General features: G+C 71.1%; 23 protein-coding genes and 1 pseudogene. 10 read left to right on the top strand and 14 right to left on the bottom strand.

Annotated elements, in window-relative coordinates:
• The first annotated feature begins 114 nt into the window (after positions 1–114).
• From Q0Q23_RS04435 to Q0Q23_RS04425, 3 genes are read left to right on the top strand one after another with little or no spacing between them, the layout of a single operon-like run.
• Entirely contained in the window at positions 115–888 is a 774-nt protein-coding gene (locus tag Q0Q23_RS04435; protein ID WP_295119909.1) for a DeoR/GlpR family DNA-binding transcription regulator, read from the top strand.
• On the top strand, positions 885–2270 hold the full coding sequence (locus tag Q0Q23_RS04430) for a 6-phospho-beta-glucosidase (RefSeq protein ID WP_295119905.1): 1386 nt from the start codon (positions 885–887) through the stop codon (positions 2268–2270). Before Q0Q23_RS04435 ends, Q0Q23_RS04430 begins: the two co-directional genes overlap by 4 nt.
• Positions 2270–3028, top strand: coding sequence for a glucosamine-6-phosphate deaminase (locus Q0Q23_RS04425; protein ID WP_295119902.1), 759 nt, complete (start codon positions 2270–2272; stop codon positions 3026–3028). Before Q0Q23_RS04430 ends, Q0Q23_RS04425 begins: the two co-directional genes overlap by 1 nt.
• Here Q0Q23_RS04425 and Q0Q23_RS04420 read toward each other — a convergent pair.
• The gene (locus Q0Q23_RS04420) at positions 3025–4074 is read right to left on the bottom strand and encodes a YdcF family protein (RefSeq protein WP_295119899.1); all 1050 of its coding nucleotides are present in this window, start codon (positions 4072–4074) and stop codon (positions 3025–3027) included. The genes Q0Q23_RS04425 and Q0Q23_RS04420 overlap by 4 nt on opposite strands.
• Before the next feature lie 165 nt (positions 4075–4239).
• Here Q0Q23_RS04420 and glgX point away from each other — a divergent pair, with 165 nt between their 5' ends.
• On the top strand, positions 4240–6282 hold the full coding sequence (glgX, locus tag Q0Q23_RS04415) for a glycogen debranching protein GlgX (RefSeq protein WP_295119896.1): 2043 nt from the start codon (positions 4240–4242) through the stop codon (positions 6280–6282).
• Positions 6283–6343: 61 nt separating this feature from the next.
• On the opposite strand, the gene acs is transcribed toward glgX, so the two are convergent.
• Positions 6344–8329: an acetate--CoA ligase gene (acs, locus tag Q0Q23_RS04410; protein ID WP_295119893.1), complete on the bottom strand. Its 1986-nt coding sequence runs from the start codon at positions 8327–8329 to the stop codon at positions 6344–6346.
• A 149-nt stretch (positions 8330–8478) separates the two neighbouring features.
• Here acs and Q0Q23_RS04405 point away from each other — a divergent pair, with 149 nt between their 5' ends.
• Positions 8479–9489, top strand: a complete 1011-nt coding sequence (locus tag Q0Q23_RS04405) for a PHP domain-containing protein (RefSeq protein WP_295119992.1) — start codon at positions 8479–8481, stop codon at positions 9487–9489.
• Positions 9490–9585: 96 nt separating this feature from the next.
• Here the strand turns inward: Q0Q23_RS04405 and Q0Q23_RS04400 are convergent, their stop codons facing one another.
• A complete protein-coding gene (locus Q0Q23_RS04400) occupies positions 9586–10314 on the bottom strand; it encodes a hypothetical protein (RefSeq protein WP_295119890.1) in 729 nt (242 codons plus the stop codon).
• Positions 10315–10494: 180 nt separating this feature from the next.
• Complete coding sequence (locus Q0Q23_RS04395) at positions 10495–11262, bottom strand: hypothetical protein (protein ID WP_295119887.1); 768 nt, start codon at positions 11260–11262, stop codon at positions 10495–10497.
• Between the two features lie 122 nt (positions 11263–11384).
• On the opposite strand from Q0Q23_RS04395, the gene Q0Q23_RS04390 reads away from it, so the two are divergent.
• The 3 genes from Q0Q23_RS04390 to Q0Q23_RS04380 are packed head-to-tail and all read left to right on the top strand — an operon-like array spanning position 11385 to position 13792.
• The gene (locus tag Q0Q23_RS04390; protein WP_295119884.1) at positions 11385–12116 is read left to right on the top strand and encodes a phosphatase PAP2 family protein; all 732 of its coding nucleotides are present in this window, start codon (positions 11385–11387) and stop codon (positions 12114–12116) included.
• Between the two features lie 10 nt (positions 12117–12126).
• On the top strand, positions 12127–12792 hold the full coding sequence (locus Q0Q23_RS04385) for a response regulator transcription factor (protein WP_295119880.1): 666 nt from the start codon (positions 12127–12129) through the stop codon (positions 12790–12792).
• 13 nt (positions 12793–12805) lie between these two features.
• Positions 12806–13792, top strand: a complete 987-nt coding sequence (locus Q0Q23_RS04380; RefSeq protein WP_295119877.1) for a sensor histidine kinase KdpD — start codon at positions 12806–12808, stop codon at positions 13790–13792.
• Positions 13793–13924: 132 nt separating this feature from the next.
• Here the strand turns inward: Q0Q23_RS04380 and Q0Q23_RS04375 are convergent, their stop codons facing one another.
• Complete coding sequence (locus Q0Q23_RS04375; RefSeq protein WP_295119873.1) at positions 13925–14662, bottom strand: class I SAM-dependent methyltransferase; 738 nt, start codon at positions 14660–14662, stop codon at positions 13925–13927.
• 31 nt (positions 14663–14693) lie between these two features.
• Here Q0Q23_RS04375 and Q0Q23_RS04370 point away from each other — a divergent pair, with 31 nt between their 5' ends.
• Both Q0Q23_RS04370 and Q0Q23_RS04365 read left to right on the top strand, forming a co-directional pair.
• A complete protein-coding gene (locus Q0Q23_RS04370; protein WP_295119870.1) occupies positions 14694–15323 on the top strand; it encodes a LysE family translocator in 630 nt (209 codons plus the stop codon).
• Positions 15324–15424: 101 nt separating this feature from the next.
• Complete coding sequence (locus tag Q0Q23_RS04365) at positions 15425–16183, top strand: GntR family transcriptional regulator (RefSeq protein ID WP_295119867.1); 759 nt, start codon at positions 15425–15427, stop codon at positions 16181–16183.
• 55 nt (positions 16184–16238) lie between these two features.
• Here the strand turns inward: Q0Q23_RS04365 and Q0Q23_RS04360 are convergent, their stop codons facing one another.
• The 9 genes and pseudogenes from Q0Q23_RS04360 to Q0Q23_RS04320 all read right to left on the bottom strand — a co-directional run bounded on the left by Q0Q23_RS04360 (position 16239) and on the right by Q0Q23_RS04320 (position 26753).
• Positions 16239–17303, bottom strand: coding sequence for a Gfo/Idh/MocA family protein (locus tag Q0Q23_RS04360; RefSeq protein WP_295119864.1), 1065 nt, complete (start codon positions 17301–17303; stop codon positions 16239–16241).
• Positions 17304–17353: 50 nt separating this feature from the next.
• Positions 17354–18292, bottom strand: a complete 939-nt coding sequence (locus Q0Q23_RS04355) for a sugar phosphate isomerase/epimerase (protein ID WP_295119861.1) — start codon at positions 18290–18292, stop codon at positions 17354–17356.
• A gap of 47 nt (positions 18293–18339) precedes the next feature.
• The gene (gene iolD / locus Q0Q23_RS04350; protein ID WP_295119989.1) at positions 18340–20253 is read right to left on the bottom strand and encodes a 3D-(3,5/4)-trihydroxycyclohexane-1,2-dione acylhydrolase (decyclizing); all 1914 of its coding nucleotides are present in this window, start codon (positions 20251–20253) and stop codon (positions 18340–18342) included.
• A 71-nt stretch (positions 20254–20324) separates the two neighbouring features.
• A complete protein-coding gene (gene iolB / locus Q0Q23_RS04345) occupies positions 20325–21227 on the bottom strand; it encodes a 5-deoxy-glucuronate isomerase (protein WP_295119858.1) in 903 nt (300 codons plus the stop codon).
• A gap of 10 nt (positions 21228–21237) precedes the next feature.
• Positions 21238–22863, bottom strand: coding sequence for a CoA-acylating methylmalonate-semialdehyde dehydrogenase (locus Q0Q23_RS04340; protein WP_295119855.1), 1626 nt, complete (start codon positions 22861–22863; stop codon positions 21238–21240).
• Positions 22864–22898: 35 nt separating this feature from the next.
• Positions 22899–23819 (bottom strand): aldolase, encoded by a 921-nt coding sequence (locus Q0Q23_RS04335; RefSeq protein WP_295119852.1) that lies wholly within the window; start codon positions 23817–23819, stop codon positions 22899–22901.
• Complete coding sequence (gene iolC, locus Q0Q23_RS04330) at positions 23806–24801, bottom strand: 5-dehydro-2-deoxygluconokinase (protein ID WP_295119850.1); 996 nt, start codon at positions 24799–24801, stop codon at positions 23806–23808. The genes Q0Q23_RS04335 and iolC overlap by 14 nt, the downstream gene beginning before the upstream one ends.
• A 219-nt stretch (positions 24802–25020) precedes the next feature.
• The gene (locus Q0Q23_RS04325) at positions 25021–25836 is read right to left on the bottom strand and encodes an ABC transporter permease (protein ID WP_295119846.1); all 816 of its coding nucleotides are present in this window, start codon (positions 25834–25836) and stop codon (positions 25021–25023) included.
• Positions 25833–26753, bottom strand: a pseudogene (locus Q0Q23_RS04320) (ABC transporter ATP-binding protein). The gene Q0Q23_RS04325 and the pseudogene Q0Q23_RS04320 overlap by 4 nt, the downstream one beginning before the upstream one ends.
• Positions 26754–26760: the final 7 nt, after the last annotated feature.

The following is a 26760-nucleotide window of genomic DNA, read 5'->3' as shown; positions in this document are numbered from 1 at the left end:
TCACTCCTTCGCACTTCTCCGGACGGATGCGGGACAACGTAACACTCTTGCGCAGGTTTGACAAAGTTTGCACACCTTTGCGTATTTCGCGCATGTTTCGGTATCGTGATGCCCATGATCCTGAACGAACGGCGCCAGCGGATTCTCACCGAGCTGCGCTCCAGCGGCGCCGCGAGCGTCCCGGAGCTCGCCGAGACGCTCGGCGTCAGCCCGTCGACGATCCGCCGGGACCTCGAGATCCTCGATCGCAACGGCGAACTCACCCGCAGCTACGGCGGCGCCGTGCTGCGCTCGGGGATGACCGTGCAAGACGGCGCCGAGTCGCCCGAGACGCCCTATGACGACAGCGCGGACATCGACCTCAAAGTGCGCATCGCCAAGGCCGCGCTCGACTACGTGCAGGACGGCAGCGTCGTCCTCCTGGACATCGGTACGACCACGCCGTTCCTCGCACGCATGCTGCGCGGCCGGGACATCACGGTCGTCACCTCGAACCTCGCCGTCTTCGACGAGCTCCGCAACGACAGCGCCGTGCGCGTCGTACTGCTCGGCGGGGTCCTGCGCCGCAACATGCGCACGCTGGTCGGATCGCTCACCGTGTCCTCCCTGCAGCAGATCAGCGCGGACGTGATGTTCCTCAGCTGCACGGGAGTCCGCTCCGGCGGGGCGATCGTCGACGACATGGCGGTGGAGACACCCCTCAAGCAGGCGATGATCGCCGCGAGCGACAAAGTCGTCCTGCTCGCCAGCGAAGCCAAGTTCCCCGGGACAGGCGCGCTCCGCGTGTGCTCGCTCGCCGACGTCGACGTGCTCGTCACGACCGACGGCGCCCCCATCGAATCAATCGAATTGTGCCGCGCGAGCGGCGGAGAGGTCGTGATCGCATGAAGTTGAGCATCCTCGGCGGCGGTGGATTCCGCACCCCCTACGTCTGGCAAGCCATGCTCCGGGACACGGGAGCACCCCGCGTCGACGAGGTGTGCCTGTACGACGTCGACGCCGAGAAGCTCACGACCATGTCGGCGCTGCTGAGGCAGCTCGCCGCCGACGCCCTCGCCGCGCCGCGACTGACGACCACCACCTCGCTGGAGGAGGCGATCGCGGGCAGCGACTTCGTCTTCTCCGCCATCCGCGTCGGAGGACTGGAGGGGCGCCGCTGCGACGAGCACGTCGCGCTCGACCTCGGGGTCCTCGGGCAGGAGACCACCGGTCCCGGCGGGATCGCCTACGCACTGCGGACGGTGCCCGTGATGGTCACCGTCGCCGAGACGATCGCACGGCTCGCGCCGAACGCGTTCGTGATGAACTTCACCAACCCGGCCGGAATCATCACCGAGGCGATGCAGGGGGTGCTCGGCGAGCGCGTGGTCGGCATCTGCGACACGCCGTCCGGCCTCGGCCGGCGGGTGGCGGCGGCGCTCGGCGTCGACCAGAGCCGCATCCACATGGACTACGTCGGGCTCAACCACCTCGGCTGGATGCGCGGCGTCTACCACGACGGTCGCGACATCCTGCCCGAGTTCCTCGCCGACGACCGACTGCTCGGCGAGCTCGAAGAAGGCCAGGTGTTCGGGGCCGACTGGATCCGCGAGCTCGGCGTCATCCCCAACGAGTACCTCTACTACTACTACTTCAACCGCGACGCGGTGCGGGCCATCATCGATGCCGGGACGACGCGCGGCGACTTCCTCGCCCGCACCCAGACCGAGTTCTGGGCGCTCTCCCGCGATGCGGACGACAAGGCCGGCCTCTGGCGGCGCACCGTCGAGCGTCGCAGCGCCTCGTACATGGCCGAGGCCACCGGCGGGACCCAGGACGCGCCGGCGCACCAGCACGAGGCCGGGTTCGACGCGGCCGATCAGGGCTACGCGGGCGTGGCGCTCGGCGTGATGAACGCGATCACGCGCAACGAGCAGGCGACCATGATCCTCAACGTGCGCAACGGCGACACGATCGCGGGCCTCCCGCACGACGCCGTCGTCGAGGTGCCGACGCTCGTGGACGCGAACGGCGCCCACCCGCTCTCGGTCCCCGCCCCGAGCCTGCACCAGCTGGGCCTGATGGCGCAGGTGAAGGAGGTCGAGCGTCACGCCATCGCGGCGGCCCTCACCGGATCCGAGTCCGAGGCCCTGCTCGCCTTCGCCCTGCACCCGCTCGTCGAGAGCGTCCCGACCGCGCGGCAGCTGCTACGCGGCTACACCGAAGCGCACCCGCAGCTCGCCGAGCTGTTCGGCGGCGCCGGCGCCGGGCTCGTCGCGGCCGGACGGTGATGGAGGTCGTCGTCCTGCCCACGTCGGCCGACGTGGGCCGGTTCGCTGCCGACGAGATCGCCGCCGTCGTGGCCGCGCGGCCGGACGCCGTTCTCGGGCTCGCCACCGGCGACTCCCCGCTCGGCGCCTACACGGCCCTCGCCCACCGGGTCCGGCACGGCGAGCTCGACCTGTCCCGCGCGGGGGGTTTCGCGCTCGACGAGTACGTCGGCCTCGCCCCCTCGGACCCGCGCGGCTACCGCGCGGTGATCGACCGCACGGTCACAGCGCCGCTCGGAATGAGCCCGGCCGCCGTGCACGTCCCGGACGGCGGCGCGGCCGACCTCGCGGCGGCCGCGGACGACTACGAGCGCGCCGTCACGGAGGCCGGCGTCGACGTGCAGGTGCTCGGCATCGGCTCGAACGGGCACATCGGGTTCAACGAGCCCGGTTCACCCTTCGAGACGTCCACCCGCGTCGTAGAGTTGAGCAGACGCACCCGGCTCGACAACGCTCGCTTCTTCTCCTCCCCCGACGACGTCCCGACGCACGCGCTCACGCAAGGACTCGGCACGATCATGCGGGCGAAGCGCATCCTCCTGGTCGCTCTCGGGGAGCGCAAGGCGGAGGCCGTCCGCGCCGCCGTCGAGGGGCCGGTCTCGGTCGCCTGCCCTGCGTCGGTCCTGCAGACCCACCCGCACGCGGTGCTCGTCCTCGACACGGCCGCGGCATCGCGACTCGGCGTTCAACACGAGGCGACCGGCCTCCGGACCGCCTAGGCCCCTCCGGCCGCGCCCACCAGGAACCCGGCCGCCAGCCCGGCGGCCACGCAGAACCCGAGCACGGCCACCTGGATCCGCGGGAACATCACCGCCACAGCGGCGAACTCGCGCAGCGTCGCCGACGGCAGGAAGTAGCGTGCCGTCTTCGCACCGGTCGCTCCGGCGGGAAGCCCCACCCGCCGCGCCAGCATCGCGGCGCGGAGCACGTGATAGTCGCTCGTCACGATCAGGACGCGCGACCCCGGTCGGTGCGCCTGGGCGATCTCGCGCGAGAACAGGAGGTTCTGCTCCGTGTTCTCGGCCTCGGTCTCCGGCAGCACGCTGTCGGCCGGCACGCCGGCGTCGCGCAGGTACTCGGCCATCGCCTCCCCCTCCGAGCGCGGCTCGTCGCTCCCGCGCCCGCCCGTCGGGATCAGCACGCAGTCCTCCCCGCGCGACCGTCGCGCGGAGAACAGCGCCGCCGCGCGGTCGAGCCGGGACCCCAGCAGCGGAGGCACGCGACCGTCGATGAGGCCCGCGCCGAGCACGACGAGTGCGTCGTAGTCGCCCACCCGGGCGCGACGGTAGACGGCCCCATAGGCCAGGACGAGGACGAAGAACGCAGCCGCATAGGTCGACCCCAGCGCCGCGACGACGACGACGGCGAGGAGCACCGCGCGCACGACGACCTGATCGTCGTGCGCGGTGAGCGCCGCCGTCAGCGTGAGGAAAGCCGCGACCGGCACCGCGAGCAGCACCAGACCGGCGATCAGCGAGAGGCCATTGGCGAGGCTCTTGCTCTCGCGGCGCAGCATCCGGAGGCCGTTCGCGATCAGGAACACGGCCAGCACCGGGATCAGGAACGGCAGCGACAGCAACGGGATCGTGAAGAGCAGGCCGAGCGGCAGCGTGCCCTCCCACACGGCCAGCAGCGACTCGATCGCGAAGTAGCCGCCGATCGCCGCCACCACACCGATGCTGAGCCGGCGGTTGTCCGCGCGCCACATGCGCACGGCGACGACCAGCAGGACGACGGCCGCGGGCACGGTGAGGAGCAGAGGCATCAGTGCACCCTAACTCAGGTGCGAATAGCGGTACGCCTCAGCTCTGTCAACCGCTTCCGCGGCGCTCGGCCTCCCCGGTAACCTGTCGGTCTACCCGAACGGAGGCACCGTGTCCGAACCCTGCCCCCCGTCTTGCCGTCATCGCCGGCCCGGCCGGACCCTCCGGTGAGCGGCGACGGGTCCCGCCCGTATCCGCTCGGGCTCACCCTCGTCGACGGCGGCGCCAACGTCGCCGTCTACAGCGAGAACGCTGACGCGGTGTTCGTCTCGCTCTTCGACGCGCGGGGCCGCGAGACGCGCACCGAGCTCCGCCAGCGCACCGGGCACGTCTTCCACGGCTTCGTCGCCGGGCTCGTCCCCGGCACCCGCTACGGCCTCCGCGTCGCCGGCCCCTGGGACCCGGCGAACGGCCTCCGCTTCTCGGCGGCCAAAGTGCTGCTGCCCCCGCACACCCGCGCCGTGACCGGATCGTGGGACAACACGCAGGCCGTGTTCGGCCACCAGCTCGGCCGGCCGCGGCGGCGCAGCGACACGAACGGGGCGCGTCACGTCGCCCTCGGCGTCGCCGTCGACCGTCAGGATTTCGACTGGGGCGACCACGCCCGCCCGCGCATCCCGCTGAGCGAGACCGTGATCTACGAGACGCACGTCAAGGGCTTCACCAAGCTCATGGAGTGGGTGCCCGAGGAGTTCCGCGGCACGTACGCGGGGCTCGCCCATCCCGCCGCCGTCGAGTACCTCAAGAACCTCGGCGTCACGGCCGTCGAACTGCTGCCGGTGCACCAGTTCGTGCAAGACGCGCACCTGACCGAGAAGGGCCTCCGCAACTACTGGGGCTACAACTCGATCGGTTTCTTCGCCCCGCACAACGAGTACGCGGCGACCGGAGACACCGGCCACCAGGTCGACGAGTTCAAGGGCATGGTGAAAGCCCTCCACGCCGCGGGGTTGGAGGTCATCCTCGACGTCGTCTACAACCACACGGCGGAGGGCAACGACCTCGGCCCGACGTACAGCTTCAAGGGCATCGACAACCCCTCGTACTATCGGCTCGTCGACGGCGATCGCGCGCACTACTTCGACACGACGGGCACCGGGAACAGCGTCAACGTCAGCCACCCGGCCGCCCTGCAGCTGATCATGGACTCGCTGCGCTACTGGGTCGAGGACTACCACATCGACGGTTTCCGCTTCGACCTCGCCACCACCCTCACGCGCCAGGGCGGCGACGCCAGCCTGCACAGCGCCTTCCTGACCCTCATCCAGCAGGATCCGACGCTCGCGCAGGTCAAGCTGATCGCCGAGCCGTGGGATGTCGCCGGGTATCAGCTCGGCGGGTTCCCGGCCGACTGGTCCGAGTGGAACGGGAAGTTCCGCGACGACGTGCGCGACTACTGGCGCGGCACGCCCGGCGTGCTCTCCACCCTCTCGCAGCGCGTGCTCGGCAGCCCCGACATCTACGAGGACTCGCGCCGCGCGCCGCTCTCGAGCGTCAACTTCGTCACCGCCCATGACGGTTTCACGCTCGCGGACCTGACCAGCTACAACGAGAAGCACAACGAGGCCAACGGCGAGGACAACCGCGACGGCGAATCCGACAACCGGTCCGACAACTACGGGGCGGAGGGACCGACCGACGACGAGGGCATCCTCGCGTTCCGCACCCGGCAGCGCAAGAACTTCCTCGCCACCGTGCTGCTGTCGGCGGGCGTCCCGATGATCCTCGGCGGTGACGAGATCGGTCGCACCCAGCAGGGCAACAACAACGCCTACTGCCAGGACAACGAGATCTCCTGGTACGACTGGCAGAACGCCGACTGGGAGCTGCACGAGTTCACGTCGAAGCTCATCCGCCTGCGCCGCACCGAACCGGCGCTGCGGCCCGAATGGTACCGGCACGCCCCCGACGTCGGCGGTCCCGACACCGTGCTGATCGTGCGCGCGGACGGCGAGCCGTTCGCCGATGCCGACTGGGCCGACCCGGAAGCGCGGTCGATCGCATTCGTGCTCATGCACGAAGGCGCCGACTCGTTCCTGCTGCTGCTGAACGCCGCGCGCAACGGCGTGGAGTTCGTCCTCCCCGACCCGCCCGGAGCGCACTGGGAGCTCGAGCTGAGCAGCGACCCCGAGCTCGCGCTCGACGACGGCGAGAGCGTGATCGTGGGCGAGAGCGCCTTCGCGCTGTTCCGGTCGGCCACGACCGCCTGACGAGACGTGAGTAATCGCGGCAATCCGGATGCGGATTGCCGCGATTACTCACGTCTCGGTGTCAGCGGCGGGCGAGCGCGGCGGCGATGCGGGAGGGGACCGTCTCGTCCTGGAGGGAGGTCGTGTCGCCGAGGGGCCGGCCGTCGAAGAGGTCCACGAGCAGTCGGCGCATGATCTTGCCCGAGCGGGTCTTCGGGAGGTCGTCGACGACCACGACGTGGCGCGGCTTGGCGATGGCGCCGATCGCCCGGGCGACCTGCTCGCGCAGCACGGCGGCCTCCGGCACGCCCTCCCCGCCACCGGCCGGGATCACGAACGCGGCCACGGCCTGTCCCGTCGTCGTATCGCCGACACCGACCACCGCGGCCTCCGCCACCGCGGGATGCGCGACGAGCGCCGACTCGATCTCGATCGTCGAGAGGCGGTGGCCCGACACGTTGATGACGTCGTCGAGCCTGCCGAGCAGCCAGAGGTAGCCGTCGTCGTCGACCGCTGCGCCGTCGCCCGCGAGGAAGTAGCCGCGGTCGGCGAACGCCCGCCAGTACGAGTCGCGGTATCGCTCCGGGTCGCCCCAGACCGTGCGCGACATCGCCGGCCACGTGCCGTCGATCACGATCGAGCCCCCCGCCCCGCGCGGCACGTCCTCCCCGCGCTCGTCCACCACGCGCACCGTCACACCCGGCACCGCGAGCGTCGCCGAGCCCGGTTTGAGCGCGGTCACGCCCGGCAGCGGCGCCACGATGGCGGCGCCGGACTCCGACTGCCACCAGGTGTCGACCACCGGCGCCCGGCCCGAGCCGAGCTGCTCGCGGAACCACACCCACACCTCCGGGTTGATGGCCTCCCCCACCGTGCCGAGCAGCCGGATGGTGGAGAGGTCCCAGTCGCCCGCAGCGGCCAGGCCCTCCGGAAACCAGCTCATGAACGTCCGGATGAGCGTCGGAGCGGTGTAGTACGTGGTCACGCCGTAGCGCTCGATGATCTCGAAGTGCCGGCCGGTGGAGGGCGTGTTCGGGGTGCCCTCGTAGATCACCGAGGTCGCACCGTTGGACAGCGGGCCGTACAGCACGTAGGTGTGCGCGGTCACCCAGGCGAGGTCGGCAGTGCACCAGTAGACGTCGTCCGGCTTGGCGTCGAACAGCGCCCAGTGGCTCCAGGAGGCCTGGGTGAGATAGCCGCCGGTGGTGTGCACCACGCCCTTCGGTCGCCCGGTCGTGCCGGACGTGTAGATGATGAACAGCGGGGTCTCCGCGTCGAAGAACTCGGGCTCGTGCGTGCTCGGTGCGGTGTCGACGACGTCGTGCCACCAGACGTCCCGGCCCGGTGTCCACGGGATGTCGGGCGTCAGCGCGCCGGTGCGGCGCACGACGAGCACATGCTCGACGGCGTTGTCGCCCGCGACCGCGGCGTCGGCCTGCGCCTTCACCGGCACGGCCGCCCCGCGCCGGAACTGGCCATCGGACGTCACCAGCAGTTTCGCCCCGGTGTCCTCCACCCGGAAGCGCAGCGCCTCCGCCGAGAACCCGCCGAACACCAGCGAGTGGATGGCGCCGACGCGGGCGATCGCGAGGGTGATGACGACGGTCTCGGGGATCACCGGCAGGTAGACGACCACGCGGTCGCCCTTCCCGATGCCGAGGGCGGTGAGCGCGTTGGCGGCGCGCGCGACGCGGTGCTGGAGGTCGGCGTAGGTGATCGACTCCCGGTCGCCGGGCTCCCCCTCGAAGTGCAGGGCGACGCGGTCGCCGCCCCCGGCCGCGACGTGACGGTCGACGCAGTTGACCGCGGCGTTCAGGCGTCCGCCCGCGAACCACTCGGCACGCGGGATGCTGAGCCCGCCGTCCTCCCCGGTCCTCGCGGGCTGCCACGTGTGCGGGGTGTGCCAGGGCTCCGCCCACTCGAGGCGGGCCGCCTGGCGCTCCCAGAAGGCGACCGGGTCCGCTGCCTGCTCGAACACCTCGGGGCCCACGTTCGCCTGCGCCGCGAACTCCGGAGTCGGCTCGAACAGGCGGGTCTCGCGGCCCAGGTTCTCGATCGCGCTGCTCACCCCTCCGACGCTATCGGCCCAGGGGGTTGCACTGCTCACCCCGCGTAACCCCTCGTAACCCGCCGCCGAAGGGCGTGCAGACGCCCTCAAAACGCACGGATAGGGGCGTTTACGTGCCCCTCGGCGAGGGAGGTGGGAGCATGAGGGGCATGGATCCGGTCGCAGCGCTCAACGAGATCGCCTTCTGGCTGGAGCGCGAGCTCGCTCCCTCCTTCAAGGTGCAGGCGTTCCGCAAGGCCGCCGCCATCATCGCGCCGCTGGGTGCGGACGAGGTCGCCGCCCGCGTCGCCGACGGCCGGCTCAAGCGCACCAAGGGGATCGGCGACCGCACGTTCCAGGTGATCTCGCAGGCCGTCGCCGGGGAGGTGCCGGGCTACCTCGCCGACCTGCGCGAGCGCAACGCCGAGCCTCTCGACGCGGGAGGCGCGGAGCTGCGTGCGCAGCTCCGCGGCGACCTCCACAGCCACACCGAGTGGTCGGACGGCACCGTACCGATCGAGGTCATGGCGGCCGCCGCCGCGACGCTGGGCCGCGAGTACCAGGCGATCACCGACCACTCCCCCACCCTCACGGTCGCGAGCGGCCTCAGCGCCGAGCGGCTGACCGAGCAGCTCGACATCATCGCCGGGCTCGACACCGGCGGCGTGACCCTCCTCACCGGGATCGAGGTCGACATCCTCGAAGACGGCGCCCTCGACCAGACTCCCGAGCTGCTCGGCCGCCTCGACGTGGTGGTCGCGAGCGTCCATTCCAAGCTGCGCGCCGACAGCCGCACGATGACCGCGCGCATGCTCGGCGGCATCCGCGACCCGCACACCAACGTGCTCGGCCACTGCACGGGGAGGCTGGTGCAGGGCTCGCGCGGAACGCGGCCGCCCAGCGAGTTCGACGCCGACGCCGTGTTCGCCGCATGCGCCGAGAACGATGTGGCGGTCGAGATCAACTCGAGGCCCGAGCGGCAGGACCCGCCGGACGAGCTCATCCAGCGCGCGCTCGACGCCGGTTGTCTGTTCTCGATCGACACGGACGCTCATGCCCCGGGGCAGCTGGACTTCCTGGCCTACGGCGCCGCCCGGGCCGCCGCCAACGGCGTGCCGGCCGAGCGCATCGTGACGACCTGGCCGCTGCCGAAGCTGAGGGGATGGCTGGCCAAGAGCTGAGTTCGGCGCATTCCGCGTCCGCGAAGGGCGTCCAATCGCCCTCAAATCTCAGTTTTAGGGGCGTATACGCGCCCTTCGGCGGTGCAACCGAGGGAGTCAGAAGCCCCAGGCGGAAGCGGGGGCCTGGACGATCTCCACGGGCCTGGTGCTCCAGTGGGCGCCGTTGGCGTAGTGGCTCGACGCCCACGGGGAGGCCCAGATCGCCTCGGCGGTCGCGTCGGCGCTGGTGCCGGCGTTCAGGCCGGCGACGATGCCCGGGTACCCGCGCTGCAGGTTCTCGGCGCAGTACTTCGCCGCGGTGACGAGATCGGGGTAGCTCCCCAGACCGGCGCCTCCCCCGGAGCCGTAGCCGTTGTTCAGCGGGTTGTTGCGGTTCCACCAGTCGGGCGGCCCGTTCTCCTGCCGCATCCAGCGCAGCATGACCGTGACGTTGGCGTCGGTCGTCTGCCAGCCTCCGAACATGAGGACGAGCTTGGCCCACGACTCGTTCGTTCCGATGCGGGCAAGCCCCTGGATGCTGTCGGTCGCGCCGAGCGTGTCCCTGTCGACCACCGGAGCGGCGATCGTGGCATCGACGAAGATGCGCTGCCCGGGCGGCGATCCCGGCGCGAGCTCCGCCTCCGGGACGCGGAAAACAGTGGCGGCGAGGGCGGCATCCGTCGGCACGATCGAGAATCCGCACACGAGCGCGATCACCGCGAGGGCGACGCCCATCCGGTGGTGCAGCGGCAGCCGCAGCACCGGCTTGGGCCGCGACGGCAGCGCGGCGCGGCGGCCCGCCGAGCGGCGGCCGCGGGTGCGGGAGGGGACGGATGCGGACGGCATACCCGACCGAGAGTACCAGCGCTCCGTCCGAAGGGAACCGCGAGAAGCTCAGCGGTCACCCAGCGAACCCTCCCGCCCGCGCCGCCCGCTCATCGCGCAGATCCCTCTCGAAGGGCACGTCGTTGTCGCTTTTCGCCGCGACAAGTGACAGCGGCATGCTCCTCGGGGTCGGTGACGGGGTCAGGCGGCGGGCGACGCCTCGGGGGCGGAGGTCGCGGCCGGGTCCGCGGGGCGCCGGGCCGACAGCAGGATCACGCACACCGCGATCGCCGCGAACAGCACCAGGCTCACCGGGCCGGTCCCGAGATCAAGCCCACCGCGCGCGTGCGGCATGGCGAGCCAGTCGGAGATCGACGCTCCGAACGGGCGCGTCAGAACATATGAGGTCCAGAAGGCGGCGGTCGCACCCAGCCCCCACCAGCGGTAGGCGGCGCCCGGGATCGCGAACAGCACGCCGAACAGGATGCCAGAGGCCAGGTAGCCGAGCCCGAAGGTCGTCGCGGTGAGGTCGCCGACTGCGGTTCCCAGCGCGAACGTCGCCAGCACGGCGCACCAGTAGAAGAACTCCCGGGCGCGCGTATCGATGTGGTGCACCGACAGGGTGCGCTGCGAGCGGTACCAGACCACGAACACCACGGCGAGGACGACCGCGAAGAACCCGGCCGACAGCAGATACGGGACGCCGAGCACGATGTGGAGGACGTCGGCGACCATCGTGCCGAACACGGCGACCATCAGGACGGCCAGCCAGTAGACCCACGGGATGTAGCGCCGCACGACGAACTGCAGCACCAGGGCGCCGGCGAACACGACGAAGGCCGCGATCACGGCGATCACCGGGTCGTAGTTCTTGACCAGGAAGTCGGACGTCGTCTCACCCATCGCCGTGGTGAGGAGCTTCGTGACCCAGAACAGCGCGGTGACCGCGGGGACCTTGTTGCGGAGCATCCCGTCAGCCTCGCGCAGTGCATCCCAGAATCCTCTGAGAAGGGCACGCGGCCGGCCGGCGCCATCCTTAGCGAACTCTGGGGACGCACGGCGCACTGTGGATGCTCGAGGAGGGGACGCCCATGACCGCAGCACCGCACCGCCGAGCGACGGCACCGCAGCCGAGACCGCGCGCGACACCGCTTCCGTCGCCGCGCGCGATCGTGATCCCGCTCTGCGTCATCCTCCTCGTCGTCCTCGCGGGGCTGGCGATCGCGGCATCGCCCGCCGTCACCGCAGGCGACCTGGCGGTCATCCAGGCGATCGAGTCCGCGCGCACACCAGTGGTCGATGCGGTGGCGCTCGCCGATTCGGTGCTGTTCTCGCCCGTCGCCGCGCTCGTCGTCATCGCGGTCGTGTCGGCGGTCGCGTGGCTCGGGCAGCGCAGGCCGGGGGCGGCCATCGCGTTCGCCGCGCTCGCCCTGCTCCCCTGGCTGGGCAGCACGGTCGTCAAAGACATCGTGCGCCGTCCGCGCCCACTGACGGCCGACCTCCCGCACCATCTGCTCACCGACACCGGCTTCAGCTTTCCGAGCGGCCACACCACCCTGGCGGTCGCGCTCGGCCTCGCACTGCTGATCGTGTTCGGCCGCGGCCGGCTGCGGACGCCGCTGCTCGCGTTCGCGATCGTCGCGCCGCTCGTCACGGCGTTCTCGCGCGTGTACCTCGGCGTCCACAACCCGACGGACGTGCTTGCCTCGCTGGTGTACGCCCCCGCCGCCGTGCTGCTCGTGCTCGCGCTGCTGCGGCGGTTCGCGCCGGCGCCGGTCGCCTCCGCGGTCGCCGTGCGGCCCGCCCGAGCCGACGGGAGTTAGGGTGAGCGATATGGAGGCCACCCGACTGCGCGTGCTGCTGGTCGAGGACGATCCGCGCCTCGGGCCGCTCATCGAGCAGGTGCTCTCGGAAACCTACGACGTGACCCTCGTCACCGACGGCGAGACCGGGCTCCGGGAGGGCCTGGACGGCCGCTACGACGCCCTGGTCGTCGACCGCCGCCTCCCCGGCCTCGACGGTGCGACGCTGGTCGGCAAGCTCCGCGACGGCCGGGTCGTCGCGCCGATCATCATGCTGACCGCGCTCGGCTCGGTGCGCGACCGGGTCGAGGGACTCGACGCCGGGGCGAACGACTATCTGGTCAAGCCGTTCGAGTTCGACGAGCTGCTCGCCCGGCTGCGCGCCTTGACGCGCACCTTCACCGGCGAGGGCAGAGAGCTGCCGGTCGGCGAGTGGCGGTTCTATCCCGAGAGCCGCAGCATCTACTCGCCGTACGACGGCCGCATCCAGCTCACCGCGCGCGAGTCCGACCTGCTCCGCCTGCTCGCCGAGAGCCCGCTGCGCACGTTCTCGCGCGCACACATCCTGGAGGCGGTGTTCGAGGCGGACGAACAGCCCGGGACCGTCGACACCTACGTGCACTACCTGCGCCGCAAGACCGACCCCGACCTCATCGCGACGGTCCGCGGCGAGGGCTATCGACTGGGGCAGCTGTGAGCCGCGGCCGATCGTGAGCAGGAACAGGGAGGTCGACTCGCTCGAGGTGCGCCGCGCCTCCCGCACGGTCGGCCTGCAACTGGCCATCGCGTCCGGCGCGCTGGTGGTCGCGGCGATCGGGGTCGCGTTCTTCTTCGTGCTCGACCAGTTGCAGCCCTCCGAGCTGCGGGAGGCCCCACGGCCCGGCGAGCACAAGATCTACATCGACACCGTGGATGCGATGCTCGCGTTCATCATCGTCGGTGTGCTCGCCGTGATCGTCGCGGGCGCACTGTCCGTCATCGTCACACGACGGGCGGTGCGCCCGCTCGGGGAGGCGCTGCGCCGCCAGCGGGACTTCGTCGCGGACGCCAGCCACGAGCTCCGCACCCCGCTCGCCGTGCTGGATGCCCGGCTCCAGGTGCTGCAGCGCGGCCTGCCGCCCGGCGACCCGTCGACGGGGACCGTCGCCGAGCTTCGCGACGACACCCGCACGCTCATCGACGTCGTCAACGACCTGCTGCTCGCCGCCGACCCGGAGCGCGACCGCGCCGCAGCCGCGGAGGGACCGGTCGCATTCTCCGGCCCGGTGCGGCGCGCGGTGGAGTCGCTGCGCGTGCTGGCCCGCGAGGCCGGCGTGGAGGTCCGGCTCGTCGAGCGCGACGACGTGGCGAGCGATGTGCCCGCCACGACGCTGCAGCGCTGCGCGACCGCACTGCTCGACAATGCGGTCGCGCACTCCCCGGCGGGCGGCATCGTGACCGCGACGATTCGCCGGGACGGCCGTGCGGCCTCCCTGATCGTCGCCGACCAGGGGCCGGGCATCCAGGGCATCGACCCGGCCCGGATCTTCGACCGGTTCGCCCGCGCGGAGCCCGCCGCCGCCGGCCGCTCCCGCTCGGGCTTCGGCATCGGCCTGGCACTCGTGCGCGAGGTCGCGGTGCGCCACGGCGGAGAGGTGGCCGTCGCCTCCACCGGCCCCGCCGGCACCGCCCTCGAGCTCCGCCTCCCCGCCCGCTGACCCGTCACGAGCTGATCCCCCCTCCCGCGACCGCGACAAACCGCCGAGTACGCAGACTGTCTGCGTACTCGGCGGTTTCTGACCGATTATGCGCGTACTCGCCGGTTGGGGACGGGGGGGGAGGGGGGGAGGTTAACTCGGTCGCAGCTCGGCGAGCAGCACCCGGTCGCCGCCGAAGGTCCACCAGGCGTGGCGGACGACCTCCAGACCGACCGGCGACGCGGTCTCGGCCAGCAGTCGCGGTGTCCGGAAGAGCTCGTGGTGGGTCGGGTAGTCGGACCCTCCCGAGCCGTGATGACCGAGACCCGGCACGGCCCCGCCAGGTCGACCGCCGTGCTGAGCGCGGTCGATGTCGCCGAAGGTGGCCGTAACGGCACGGCCGCCCGGGCGCAGCACGCGCACCCACTCCGCGATCGCCGCGCGGGCGTCGGGGAACAGGTGCAGCCCCGTGACACAGGTCACCAGGTCGAATTCCGCATCGTCGAACGGCAGCGTCGTGGCATCACCCTCCACGAAGGAGGCGGCCGGGAGCGCGGCACGAGCGACCCCGAGCATGCCGGCGGAGAGGTCGATGCCGGTCAGCCGCAGCGCGGTGTCCCGCTCGTGCAGGGCCCGCAGCACGAGGCCGGTGCCCGTGGCGACATCCAGGACGTCCCAGACGCCCTCCGCACCCTCGACGCCCTCGGCGCCCTCGGCGCCCTCCGCACCCTCGGCGCCCTCGGCGCCCTCCGCACCCTCGGCACCCTCGGCGCCCTCGAGGGCGAACTGCGCGACCGCCTCCGCCAGTTCATGGTGCATCGCGCTGTCGTCGTACTCGCTCGAGCGCCCGTCGAAGCGGGCGCGGACGGCGGCGAGGAGGTCGTCGGTCATGGCGGGAGTGTACGCCGATTAGACTCCCTCCATGACCGCCCCCGCTCTGCTCGCGTTCGCGGGACTGTGCGTGCTGCTCGCCGTGACGCCCGGGCCCGACACCTTCCTGGTGCTCCGCTACAGCCTCGCGCGACCGGGCGCCGGACTCACGGCCTCGGTCGGCTCGGCGGTCGGTTCGATGCTGTGGGCCCTCGCCGTCGCGTTCGGGCTGGCCGCGCTGCTGGAGCAGTCCGCCGAGATCTACCGCGTCGTCAAGATCGCCGGCGGGCTCTACCTCATCTATCTCGGCGTCTCCGCGTTCATCGCGAGCCGCCGTCGTGCCGCCCACGGGCCGGATCTGCAGGTCCGCACGACCACGCTGCGCTCGGGCTTCATCGCGGGAATGGTGTCCACTGTGATGAACCCCAAGGTCGGCCTGTTCTTCCTGGCCATCGCTCCCCAGTTCGTCCCGCGCGACGGCCACACGATCGGCAACACCCTGCTCCTCGGCGCGATCGACGCCGTCGTGGCCGCCGGCTACCTCGCCATCGTCGCGCTGCTGGCCTCCCGGGCCGTCGCCTGGCTCAAGAAGCCGTCGGTGACGAAGGTGCTGGAACGGGTGTCGGCTGCGATCCTCGCCGTGCTCGGCATCGGCACGATCGCGCTGAGCGCCGAGCAGTAGCGGCGAAGGCGCTGGGAGGCCGGCCCGCCCTGGTCGGGCCGGACATGGGACGGCTGGTGTACGGTTGTGCTGACATATACACCACGTCGTGGAGGACACGGATGCAAGTCGAGTACCCGCTCCCCGTGGACCTGTTCGACAGTCTCGACAAGTCGAGCCCGGTGCCGCTGTACTACCAGCTGGCGACAGCTCTGGAGCAGGCGATCCGCGACGAGCGCGTGCCCCCGGGATCGCGGCTCGAGAATGAGATCTCGCTCGGCAACCGGCTCGGCCTCTCGCGCCCGACCATCCGGCGCGCCCTCCAGGAACTGGTCGACAAGGGCCTGCTGGTGCGCCGCCGGGGCATCGGCACCCAGGTCGTCCACGGCCGGGTGACGCGCAATGTCGAGCTGAGCAGTCTGTACGAAGACCTCGGACAGTCGGGGCAGACCCCGACCACGCGTGTGATCTCGTACGCGCATGGAACGGCGGACGACACGACGGCGAAAGAGCTCGGCGTCGACGTCGGCGCTCCGGTCCTCCACCTCACGCGCCTGCGTTCCGCCGACGGCGTCCCGCTCGCGGTCCTGGAGAACACCCTGCCGGAGGACTTCACCGACATCACGCGGGACGACCTCGAAGCGCGCGGCCTCTACCAGCTGATGAAGGCGCGCGGCGTCTCGATCCGGGTCGCCAACCAGCGCATCGGCGCACGCGCCGCCAGCGCCACCGAGGCGGAGCTGCTCGAGATCCGCAAAGGCTCGCCCTTGCTGACGATGTCGCGCACGGCCTTCGACAACTCCGGGCGTGCGGTGGAGTACGGACAGCACGTTTACCGCCCCGACCTCTACTCGTTCGAGCTCACGCTCGTCGACCGCTGAGCCCGACGGACCCGCTGCCCGACGGACCGCTGAGCCCGAAAGGATCGCGGGCCGGTCAGGCGTAGAAGTGCGGGCGCTCCGGCGACTCGACGGCGACCGGACCGGACTCGTCGAGTGCGCGCACTCCGGCCTCGCACGCGAGGGCGACGAGGTAGCCGTCCCACGCGTTCGGGCCGGCGACGAGCGAGCCGTCGCGGACCGCATCCACCCACGCCTGCACCTGTGCGTCGTACGCGCGGGCGAAGCGGGTGGTGTACGTGGTGTGCTCGGCGACGGAGAACGAGGCGTCCGACCAGCGCTGCAGTCCGGCCGGCTGCCCGATGCGCGCGATGCCGGTCTGGAACACGGCCTCTGTCGCGACCTGGTATCCGAACCGCACGCTCACATTCATCTCGACGTCGACCAGCACGCCGTTCTCGAGCTCGATGAGCACGAGGATCGGCTCGCGCAGGCGTTCCGGCCCCAGCGCGTTGCGACGAGGGTACTTGACCTCGACACTGCGGATGGGCGACCCGGCCAGCCAGGGCATGACGTCGAACTCGTGCACGACCGAGTCGGTGATCAGCATCGACTGGGTGTAGCTCTCGGGCACCGACGGGTTGCGGTGCACGCCGCGCAGCATGAGCAGCTCACCCGCGTCGCCCGCCTCGATCAGGGTGCGGAGGGCCTGGTACTCGTCGTCGAATCGCCGCATGAACCCGAGCTGGATGTGCGGTCGATCGAGCCTCTGCTCCAGCTCCAGGACGCGCAACGACGAGGCGCTGTCGGGCGTGAGCGGCTTCTCGCAGAGGATCGGCAGACCGGCCTCCAGCGCCGGCGCCAGCACCGGCTCATGGAACGGGCCGGGCGTGGCGATGATCACCGCGTCGAGGGCCTGCGCGTCGATGGCGTCCTCGACGCTGCCGAACGCGAGCGCGCCCGGAGCGGCGGCCGCCGCCGTCGCCGCGCGGCCGGCGTCGGGCTCGACGATGGCGGCCACCGTCGCGCCGCTGATCGTGCGCGTGATGCGCCGGATGTGGTCGGCGCCCATCTGACCGGCGCCGACGACGCCGACCCGGAGGTCAGCGCTCGACCGGAGGTCCTGCTGCGCTCGGAGGTCCTGGGGAGTGGTGCTGCTCATGCGGTGTGGCTCGTTTCTCTGTGAAGGCGGGAGGCCGGCTGCCGACCGGGTCAGCGCGCCCGGGTCAGCGGCGTGCAGCCGAAGATGTGGTCGCGGGTGCGGGTCGCGATCCCGAGCGGCACCGTGATGTCGATGCCGGGCATGTCCTGTTCGACGATCGCGAAGATCTCGGGATCGATCGCGGCCACCGCTTCGATGATCGGGGCGAAGTCGGGGATGCCGGCCGGCGGCTCGACCATCACGTCGATCGCGGCGTCGGCGAAGGCCACGTCGTTCTTCAGCACCTCGAAGCGCAGCTCGGGATCGATCTGCTTGAGGTGCAGGTAGCCGATGCGCTCCGGGTGGTCGCCGATGAGCCGGAGGCTGTCGCCGCCGTAGTAGGCGAGGTGCCCGGTGTCGAGGCACAGGTTCACATACCGCGGATCGGTCTGGGCGAGCAGGCGCTCGACCTCGCGGTGGGTGCCCACGTGGGAGTCGGCGTGCGAGTGGAACTGTTGGCGCAGGCCGTATTCCTCGAGGAGCATACGACCGAGGCGGTCGTGTCCGGCGGCCAGCGAGTCCCACTGCTCGTCGGTGAGCGTGCGGGGCTCGAGCGTCTCACCGGTGGCGTCGGAACGCCAGAGGTCCGGGATCACGACGATGTGCTCGCCTCCGACGGCGCGCGTCAGCGTGGCGACCTTCTCGACCTGTTCGAGCGCGCGATCCCACTGGTCCGGGCCCTTGTGGAAGCCGGTGAAGACCGTTCCGCCGCTGATGCGCAACTCGCGCTTCGCGAGCTCGTCGAGCAGCTGCGCCGGCTCGGTGGGCAGATAACCGTACGGCCCGAGCTCGATCCAGTGGTAGCCGGCGGCCTGCACCTCGTCGAGGAACCGATCCCAGGGGGTCTGCCGCGGATCGTCGGGGAACCACACGCCCCACGAGTCGGGGGCCGTGCCGATGCGGAGACCGGTGGCGGTGGTGGTGGCTGTCGCGGTGTCGTTATCGGTCAACGCTGTCCTTCTGTCTGTGCGGCCTTCGTGGCGATCGGATCCGGGGCTCACCCGAGGAGGGGTCGCTGCTTCTTCTGCTGTTCGACGTACTCGGCGCGCGCGGTACGCGTGCTCTCCAGCTCGGAGACCTCCGCCACCGGCACGTCCCACCAGCCCTCGCCGTCGGGCGCGTAGACGAACGGGTCTGAGTCGACGTGGATGAGCGTCGAGGTGCTGCTCGCCTTCGCCGTCTTCACGGCGTCCTCGAGGCGGGCCGCGGCGTCCGGGCCCGGCGTGACCTCGATCACGTCGATGCCGAAGCTGCGTGCGTTGGCGGCGAGGTCGACGGGCAGGAAGTCGCCGCGCTCGAAGTTGAGCGCGTCCGCGTCGCGGTAGCGATAGCGGGTGCCGTAGCGCTGCGAGCCGACCGTCTCCGACAGGTGGCCGATGGACGCGAAGCCGTGGTTCTGGATGAGCACGACGACGATCTTGATGCCCTCCGCGACCGCGGTGGCCAACTCGGTGTGCAGCATCAGGTAGGAGCCGTCGCCGACGAGCACGATCACGTCGCGGTCGTCACCGAGCGCTTCGAGACCGCGCTTGGCGCCGAGGCCGCCGGCGATCTCGTACCCCATCGTCGAGAACGCGTACTCGACGTGGTAGCCGAGCGGGTCGCGCACGCGCCACAGCTTGTGCAAGTCGCCGGGGAGCGATCCTGCGGCCTGGACGACGACGTCGCGCGGCCCGCTGGCCCGCTGCACGGCACCGATGATCTCCGGCTGCCCGAGGAGGGCGTCCGGTCGCGAGACGTCCGCAGGGCTCGGTGCGAGCGCCGCGTCGGCCACCGCGTCCCAGGCCGCCTTCTCACTCGCGATGCGCTCGGCATACGCGCCCTCCACCCGGTGACCGGCCAGCGCCCGGGTGAGCGCGACCAACGTCTCACGGGCATCGGCGATGACCGGGAGCTGCGTGCCGTGCTTGTAGGCGTCGAACGCCGCGACGTTGACGTTGACGAACCGGACGCCCGGGTTCTGGAACACCGTGCGGCTCGCGGTCGTGAAGTCGCTGTACCGGGTGCCGACGCCGATCACCAGGTCGGCCTCGCCCGTGAGGCGGTTGGCGGCCGTGGTTCCGGTCGCGCCCACGCCGCCCAGGTACTGCGGGTGATCCCAGTCGAGGGAGCCGCCGCCGGCTTGGGTGGTGCCGACCGGGATGCCCGTGGCCTCGACGAACGCCTGGAGCTCCCGCTCGGCGCCCGAGTAGAGCACACCGCCGCCGGCCACGATCACCGGCCGGCGCGCGTTCCGGATCGCCTCGACGGCCGCGGCGAGGGCCCAGCCTTCCGGCGTGGGCCGGCGGAGGCGCCATTCGCGCGGCGCCAGGAACTCCTCCGGCACGTCCAACGCCTCGGCCTGCACGTCTTCGGGCAGCGCGATCGTCACCGCGCCCGTCTCAGCCGGGTCGGTCAGGACCCGCATGGCGGCGAGCGCGATCGAGAACAACTGCTCGGGGCGCTGCACGCGATCGAAGAACCGGGACACCGGACGGAAGGCGTCGGTGACCTGGATGCCGAGGTCGTGCGGGTGCTCCAGCTGCTGGAGCACCGGGTCGGCGACGCGGGTCGCGAAGGTGTCCGACGGCAGCAGCAGGGCGGGCAGGCGGTTGGCCGTGGCCAGTGCGGCACCCGTGATCAGGTTCGCGGCGCCGGGGCCGACCGACGCGGTCGACGCGAACGTGGCGCGGCGGCGGTGGATGCGCGCGAACCCCACCGCCTGGTGCACCATCGCCTGCTCGTTGCGGGCCTGGTGGTACGGCATGAGTCCGGGGTCGTGAGCGTTCGCCTGCGCGAGCGCCTGGCCGAGACCGGCCACATTGCCGTGCCCGAAGATGCCGAACATCCCGGGGATGGTGCGCTCGCGCACGTCCCCGTCGACCGTCCACTGGTTGGCGAGGAATTCCACCAGCGCCTGGCCGACGGTCATCCTGCGGATCGTCGCCTTATTGGTCGTCGCCGTGTTCGTCTTCGCCGTGCGGGTCGTCGCCGTGTCGGTCGTCATTGTGCGGCTCCTTGCGTGGTCGGACGGTAGGGCAGACGGGGATCGATCTCCTGGTCGGTCCAGGTGTCGCGCAGCCAGGCCTGACGCGGGTCGTCGCTGATCAGCCACTGCCGGCTCTCTGCCGGTCCAGCCATGACGTTGAGGTAGTAGAGGTCGTACTCGGGCGCGGCGACCGCCGGTCCGTGGTAGCCGAAGGGGACCAGCGCGATGTCGCCGGTGCGCACGAGGGCGTTGGTCTCGATGTCGCCGGCGGCGGAGCGGTAGGTCGCGAAGCTGCCGAAGGCGTCCGCGTCACGGGGAGCGTTCGCGCCCCGGACCGGGGCCGACTCGAAATAGTAGATCTCCTCGAGCCGAGACTCGTGTCCCGGCAGGTCCTCGTCGTGCTTGTGCGCGGGATGCGACGACCAGTTGCCCGCCGGCGTGATGACCTCGCACACGATGAGGGAGGCGGCGTCCAGCGCGCCCGGGGTGCCGAAGTTGTGCACCTGACGGCTGTCACGGCCCGCGCCGCGCAGCTCGACGGGCACCTGATCCGCGGGGATGTGGATCGACGGCTTGCGCACGCGGGTCGGCGCCTCGGCGACGGCCACGCGGCCGGAGCCGGTGATGGCGAGCCCCTGACCGGCGCCGACGTAGAGCACGTCGGTCGGCCCGTCGAAAACGCTCGAGCGGCCGGCCAGCCGCGTCGTGCGGCCCTCGTGCTCGACGGAGAAGGAACCTGCCAGCGGCACCACGATCCGCTCCACCTCGCCGGCCGGTTGGCTCACCGTGCCGCCGGACAGCTCCGCGACGCGGAGTCCGGTGTGCTGCCAGCCCGCGAGACGCGCGTCGACAGCGGATTCCCAGCCGTCGTCGCTCAGTGCGCCACGCGGGAAGAACCACTCGTTGTGCTCGGCCATCCGGATGTCCTCAGGTGTTCTGCGGGAAGCCGAGGTCGATGCCGCGGTTGTCGGTGTGGTGCCGCGTGGCGGGGTCGAGCCAGCGGCTGGTGATCGCCTTCTCCCGTGTGAAGAAGTCGAAGCCGTGCACGCCGTAGGCCTTGGCGTCGCCGAAGAGGGAGGCCTTCCAGCCGCCGAACGAGTGGTACGCGACGGGGACGGGGATGGGCACGTTGATGCCGATCATGCCGACCTGCACCTCGCTCTGGAAGCGTCGCGCCGCGCCGCCGTCGTTGGTGAAGATCGCCGTGCCGTTTCCGAACCGCCCGGAGTTGATCAGGTCGAGGCCCTCTTGGAACGTCTGCACGCGCACCACCGACAGCACCGGGCCGAAGATCTCCTCCGTGTAGGCGCGCGAGGTCGTCGGCACCTTGTCGAGCAGGGTCGGGCCGAAGAAGAAGCCGTCCTCGTGACCCTCAACGGTGAAGCCGCGGCCGTCGACGACGATGTCCGCACCGTCGGCTTCCGCGATGTCGACGTAGCCGGAGACCTTGTCGCGGTGCTCTCCGGTGATCAACGGGCCCATGTCCGGCTCCCCCGCCGCGTCACCCGCGCCGTTGCCGATGCGGAGGGCGCCGATGCGCTCGGTGATCTTGGCGATGAGTTCGTCGGCCACGGTCCCTCTCGGCACGGCCGCCCCGTCGCTCCGCGCCGCGTCGGAACCGGCGGGGAGGGGCCCATCCACCGCCAGCACGACCGACACGGCCATGCACCGCTCCCCCGCCGCACCATAGCCGGCGTTGACGGCTTGATCGGCGACCAGGTCGAGGTCGGCGTCCGGCAGGACCAGCATGTGGTTCTTGGCGCCGCCGAGCGCCTGGACGCGCTTGCCGTTCTTCGACGCCGTCTCGTAGATGTACTGCGCGATCGGGGTCGAGCCCACGAACGAGATCGACTGGACGACCGGGCTGTTCAGGAGGCCGTCCACGGCGAGCTTGTCGCCCTGCAGCACCGTGAAGACGCCGTCGGGGAGCCCGGCCTCCTGCCACAGCTTCGCCAGCCAGAGCGCCGCAGAAGGGTCCTTCTCCGAGGGCTTGAGGACGACCGCGTTGCCGGCGGCGATCGCGATCGGGAAGAACCACATCGGCACCATGGCCGGGAAGTTGAACGGCGAGATGATGCCCACGACGCCGAGCGGCTGCTTGAGCGAGTACACGTCGATGCCTGTGGAAGCGTTCTCGGAGTATGCGCCCTTGATGAGGTGCGGGAATCCGGTCGCCAGCTCGACGACCTCCTGGCCGCGGAGGATCTCGCCCATCGCGTCGGAGAGCACCTTGCCGTGCTCGGCCGTGATGATCGCGGCCAGCTCGCCCTTGCGTGCGTTCAGCAGCTCGCGGAACGCGAACAGCACCGCCTGCCGCTTGGCGATCGAGTACTGACCCCAGACCTCGAAACCGCGCTGCGCCGACGCGATGGCGGCGTCGATCTCGGACTGATCGGCGAGCGCCACGCGGGCCGTCGCGACGCCGAGGGCCGGGTTGAAGACCGGCGCGGTGCGCCCGCTGCGCGAGGGGTGCTCCGTTCCGTCGATCCAGTGCGTGATGGTGGGCAGGTCGCCGGTCGTGCTGCCGACTGCGGTGGTCTCGGTGCTGGTCATGATCTTCCTTAGCGCGATGGTGCGTCGGCCGTGCGTCAGCGGCCGTGGACGAGGGTGGCGGCGATGTCGACGGCGCGGCCGACATCTCCGTCTTTCGGATAGAGCAGGGTGCGCCCCACGACGAGACCGTGCACGCCGGGGAGGGCGAGCGCGGACTCCCACGAGGCGAAGGTCTCGTCGGGTGCGGCCTCGGAGTCACCGCCGAGCAGCAGCGTCGGCAAAGTGGTCGCCGCCATCACGCGCTCCATCTCGGGCACGACCGGAAGCTTTAGCCAGGTGTAGGCGGACGATGTGCCCAGGCCGGACGCGATCGCGACCGACCGGATGACGGCGTCGGGAGTCAGGTCGTTGACGATCCGGCCGTCGGACCACTGGCTCAGGAACGGCTCGAGCAGGATCGGGAGGTGCGCGCGCGCCGCCGCCGTGACAGCGTTGGCCGTGGCCTCCAGCGTGCGGGCGGTGCCGACGTCTTCGAGGTTGACGCGCACGAGCAGCTTGGCCGCGTCGAGGCCGTCGCGCACCAGGGCGTCGACGTCGTAGCCGGTGTGCCGGTCGTCCATCTCGAAGACGGCGCCGCGCAGGCCGCCGCGGTTCATCGACCCGACCGCGATCTTGTCGTCGAGGACACCCAGCAACGCCAGGTCGTCGATGATGTCCGGAGTGCCGAGAACCCCGTCGACGCCGGGCCGCGAGAGCGCGAGCGCGAGGCGCTGCAGGAGGTCGTACCGGTCGGCCATGGCGATCGGGTCGGCGCCGACGCCGAGTGCTCCACGGGCCGGGTGGTCGGCGGCCACGATGAACAGGCGGCCGTCGTCGCGGACGAGCGGGCGGCGTGCCCGCGCCGCGAGCGCCGTCTCGACATCGCGCGGGCTCGAGTGCCGCTGCGCGCGCAGACGGGCGAAGGCCGCGGCGTCGAGGAGGGGCGCGGAGCCCGCGATGAGATCAGCTGCGGACATTCTGGAGCTCCTTCAGCACCGACTCGACCTCGTCGGTCGATGGCATGGCGGTGGAGCATTCGCGGCGGGTCGCCACGATCGCCCCGGCGATGTTCGCGAAGCGGATGACGCGCTCCAGCGACCAGCCCTGCAGCAGGCCGTGGCAGAGCGCGCCGCCGAAGCTGTCCCCGGCCCCGAGGCCGTTGACGACCTCCACGAAGTACGGCGGCACCTCCACCGTCTCGTCGCGGGTCTTGGCGAGCACTCCGCGCGGGCCCTGCTTGACGACGGCGAGCTCGACGCCGCGCTCGAGCAGGGCGTCGGCTGCGCGCTGCGGATCGGTCTCGCCGACGGCGATCTCGCACTCCTCGCGATTGCCCACGGCCACGGTGACCTGACCCAGCGCCTGCTCGACCTCGGCCGTGGCGGCGGCCCCGCTCGACCAGAACATCGGCCGGTAGTCGAGGTCGAGGACCGTGAGGGCGCGCCGGCCTCTGGCCTGCCATGCCGCGTGGTGCGCGGTGCGGCTGGGGTCGCGGGAGAGCCCGGTGACGGTCGACCAGTAGATGCGCGCACGGCGGATCGCGTCGAGGTCGAGATCGCGCGCCGTGATCGCGAGGTCGGGGGCGATCGGGTCACGGTAGAAGTACAGCGGGAAGTCGTCCGGCGGGAAGATCTCGCAGAATGTCACCGGCGTCTTGAGCGTATCGACCGTGCCCACGAACCGGTCGTCGACGCCGAGCCGGCGCAGCTCGCGGTGGGCGTAACGGCCGAACGGGTCGTCGCCGGTCGCCGTGACCACCGCCGAGCGGAGGCCGTGGCGGGCGGCCGCGATCGCCACGTTGGTGGCGCTCCCGCCGAGGAACTTGCCGAACGTCTCGACGTCTTCGAGACCGACGCCGTCTTGCAGCGGGTAGAGATCGACTCCGATGCGCCCGATGGTGATGAGGTCGAACGGCGCCACCTGCGCGGACTGCGCCGGTGCCGGGATCTCGTTCGTCATGTCGTGGACTCCTTCGTCGGTGCCGTCTCGTCCTGGTGTCGCTGAATCAGCCTACACCGTATGTTCTATCAAACTGACAACTCGTTTGCCAAGCTGCGTCAGCTTGTCGCCGGAGCGGGCAGCGTACGCTGCAGAGGGGCGCCCAAACGCCCTCAAAAGCGCGTTTTGAGGGCGTTTGGGCGCCCTTCGGCGGCCCCTCGGGCTGCGATAGGAGGCGCGTCAGCGGCCGTCTTTGCGGATCCAGCGGAAGGTCAGCCGGCAGGCGATTAGCCCGGCGACGAGCCAGATCAGCAGGACCACGGCGATCCAGCCGAGCTGCCAGCTGCCGCTCGGCTCCGCCGCTTCGAAGCTCGCAGGCAGGAAGACACTCCGCATGCCCTGCGCGATCCACTTGAGGGGGAACAGGCTCGCGATGTTCTGCAGCCACGTCGGCAGAAGGTTGAACGCCAGGTACACACCCGAGATGAACTGCAGCACAAGCACGATCGGGATGATGACCGCCGTCGCGCTCTTGCCCGTGCGCGGCACGGCCGACAGGGCGATGCCGAGAACGGCCGAGGTGACGATCCCGAGCGCGTAGATCCACGCGAACCGCAGCCAGAGCGCGGGGTCGGTGGGGAGCGCGACACCGAACGCGACGCGCGCCATCAGCAGCAGCAGGCCGATCTGGAGGACGCTCGTCGCGATGACCTGGCCCATCTTGCCCAGGAAGTACGACACGACGGGCAAGGGGGTGCCGCCGAGCCGCTTCAACGTGCCGTCGCTCTTCTCCACGGCGATGTCGACCGCGAGATTCTGCACCCCGCTGAGCAGGATGCCGGCGGCGATCATCCCGGGAAGGTAGTACGCCGCTTGGCTGATCCCTCCGCTGCCGTCGGGCGCCGCCCCGACCTTGCCGAGGCCCTGAAAGGCCACCGAGAAGATCCCGAGCATGACGACCGGGAAGAGGAACGTGAAGAAGATCGTGTCGGACTGCCGGAAGTAGACCAGCACTTCGTAGCGGATGCGGGACCAGCCCAGCGCGACCGCGGTCATGCGGCGGCCTCCTCTGCTCCGGTGCCGGTCGCGACGCCCGCGCCCGCAGCCGCGCTCGCGCGCTCGTCTGCCTCCCGCACGAGCCCGAGGTAGATGTCCTCCAGGCTCGGCCGGATCACCTCCAAGTCGCGCGGTTCGCCTCCCGCCTCGGCCGTGAGCCGCGCCACCAGCGCACCGGGTGCATCCGTGCGCTCCTCGTGGAGTGCGCCGGCGCGGTCGCGCCAGCGGACGATCGGGACGCGCGCGACGGATCCGCCGATCTCGTCGACCGCGCCGATGTCGAGCAGCGCGCCGTGGGCGATGACCGCCGCCCGGTCGCTCAGCTGCGCGGCCTCGTCGAGGTAGTGGGTCGTCAGCAGGATGGTGGTCCCCTCGCGTTTGAGCGCGCGCACCAGATCCCAGAACTGCCGCCGCGCCTCCGGATCGAAGCCGGTGGTCGGCTCGTCGAGGAAGAGCAGCTCGGGGCGCCCGATCACGCCGAGCGCGACATCGAGGCGGCGACGCTGCCCGCCGGAGAGATTGCGGATGCGGGTCTTGGCCTTCTCCTCCAGCCCGACGGCCACGATCACCTCCTCGACGTCGCGGCTGTGCGGGTAGTAGCGGGCGAACTGGGTGAGCTGTTCGCGGACGGTGACGTTCGCCGCCTCCGAGCCCGACTACAGCACGATGCCGAGCCGGGCCTTCCAGGCGGTGCCGGCTTTGCCCGGGTCTTCGCCGAGCACGCGGGCCTCGCCGGCATCGCGATCGCGGTACCCCTCGAGGATCTCGATCGTGGTGCTCTTGCCCGCTCCGTTCGGACCGAGCAGCGCGAAGGTCTCGCCGTCGGCGATCTCGAAGTCGACTCCCCGCAGCCCTTCGAACGATCCGTACGACTTGCGGAGGCCCCGGACGACCACCGCGGGAGGACGAACAGTCATGCGTTCA

The sequence above is a fragment of the uncultured Leifsonia sp. genome, assembly GCF_945957465.1.
GTDB lineage: Bacteria > Actinomycetota > Actinomycetes > Actinomycetales > Microbacteriaceae > Leifsonia.
This window is presented reverse-complemented; position numbering and strand designations above follow the sequence as displayed.

What these genes read in the sequence shown, in the direction of transcription:
- Q0Q23_RS04390 (WP_295119884.1), top strand. Translation starts at nt 11,385, where the DNA reads ATGACCGCAGCACCGCACCGCCGAGCGACGGCACCGCAGCCGAGACCG.
- Q0Q23_RS04370 (WP_295119870.1), top strand. Translation starts at nt 14,694, where the DNA reads ATGACCGCCCCCGCTCTGCTCGCGTTCGCGGGACTGTGCGTGCTGCTC.
- Q0Q23_RS04420 (WP_295119899.1), bottom strand. Translation starts at nt 4,074, where the DNA reads ATGCCTCTGCTCCTCACCGTGCCCGCGGCCGTCGTCCTGCTGGTCGTC.
- Q0Q23_RS04405 (WP_295119992.1), top strand. Translation starts at nt 8,479, where the DNA reads ATGGATCCGGTCGCAGCGCTCAACGAGATCGCCTTCTGGCTGGAGCGC.
- Q0Q23_RS04340 (WP_295119855.1), bottom strand. Translation starts at nt 22,863, where the DNA reads ATGACCAGCACCGAGACCACCGCAGTCGGCAGCACGACCGGCGACCTG.
- Q0Q23_RS04435 (WP_295119909.1), top strand. Translation starts at nt 115, where the DNA reads ATGATCCTGAACGAACGGCGCCAGCGGATTCTCACCGAGCTGCGCTCC.
- Q0Q23_RS04325 (WP_295119846.1), bottom strand. Translation starts at nt 25,836, where the DNA reads ATGACCGCGGTCGCGCTGGGCTGGTCCCGCATCCGCTACGAAGTGCTG.
- Q0Q23_RS04400 (WP_295119890.1), bottom strand. Translation starts at nt 10,314, where the DNA reads ATGCCGTCCGCATCCGTCCCCTCCCGCACCCGCGGCCGCCGCTCGGCG.
- Q0Q23_RS04430 (WP_295119905.1), top strand. Translation starts at nt 885, where the DNA reads ATGAAGTTGAGCATCCTCGGCGGCGGTGGATTCCGCACCCCCTACGTC.
- iolB (WP_295119858.1), bottom strand. Translation starts at nt 21,227, where the DNA reads ATGGCCGAGCACAACGAGTGGTTCTTCCCGCGTGGCGCACTGAGCGAC.
- Q0Q23_RS04395 (WP_295119887.1), bottom strand. Translation starts at nt 11,262, where the DNA reads ATGCTCCGCAACAAGGTCCCCGCGGTCACCGCGCTGTTCTGGGTCACG.
- iolD (WP_295119989.1), bottom strand. Translation starts at nt 20,253, where the DNA reads ATGACCGTCGGCCAGGCGCTGGTGGAATTCCTCGCCAACCAGTGGACG.
- Q0Q23_RS04335 (WP_295119852.1), bottom strand. Translation starts at nt 23,819, where the DNA reads ATGTCCGCAGCTGATCTCATCGCGGGCTCCGCGCCCCTCCTCGACGCC.
- Q0Q23_RS04385 (WP_295119880.1), top strand. Translation starts at nt 12,127, where the DNA reads ATGGAGGCCACCCGACTGCGCGTGCTGCTGGTCGAGGACGATCCGCGC.
- Q0Q23_RS04425 (WP_295119902.1), top strand. Translation starts at nt 2,270, where the DNA reads ATGGAGGTCGTCGTCCTGCCCACGTCGGCCGACGTGGGCCGGTTCGCT.
- Q0Q23_RS04360 (WP_295119864.1), bottom strand. Translation starts at nt 17,303, where the DNA reads ATGAGCAGCACCACTCCCCAGGACCTCCGAGCGCAGCAGGACCTCCGG.
- Q0Q23_RS04375 (WP_295119873.1), bottom strand. Translation starts at nt 14,662, where the DNA reads ATGACCGACGACCTCCTCGCCGCCGTCCGCGCCCGCTTCGACGGGCGC.
- Q0Q23_RS04365 (WP_295119867.1), top strand. Translation starts at nt 15,425, where the DNA reads ATGCAAGTCGAGTACCCGCTCCCCGTGGACCTGTTCGACAGTCTCGAC.
- iolC (WP_295119850.1), bottom strand. Translation starts at nt 24,801, where the DNA reads ATGACGAACGAGATCCCGGCACCGGCGCAGTCCGCGCAGGTGGCGCCG.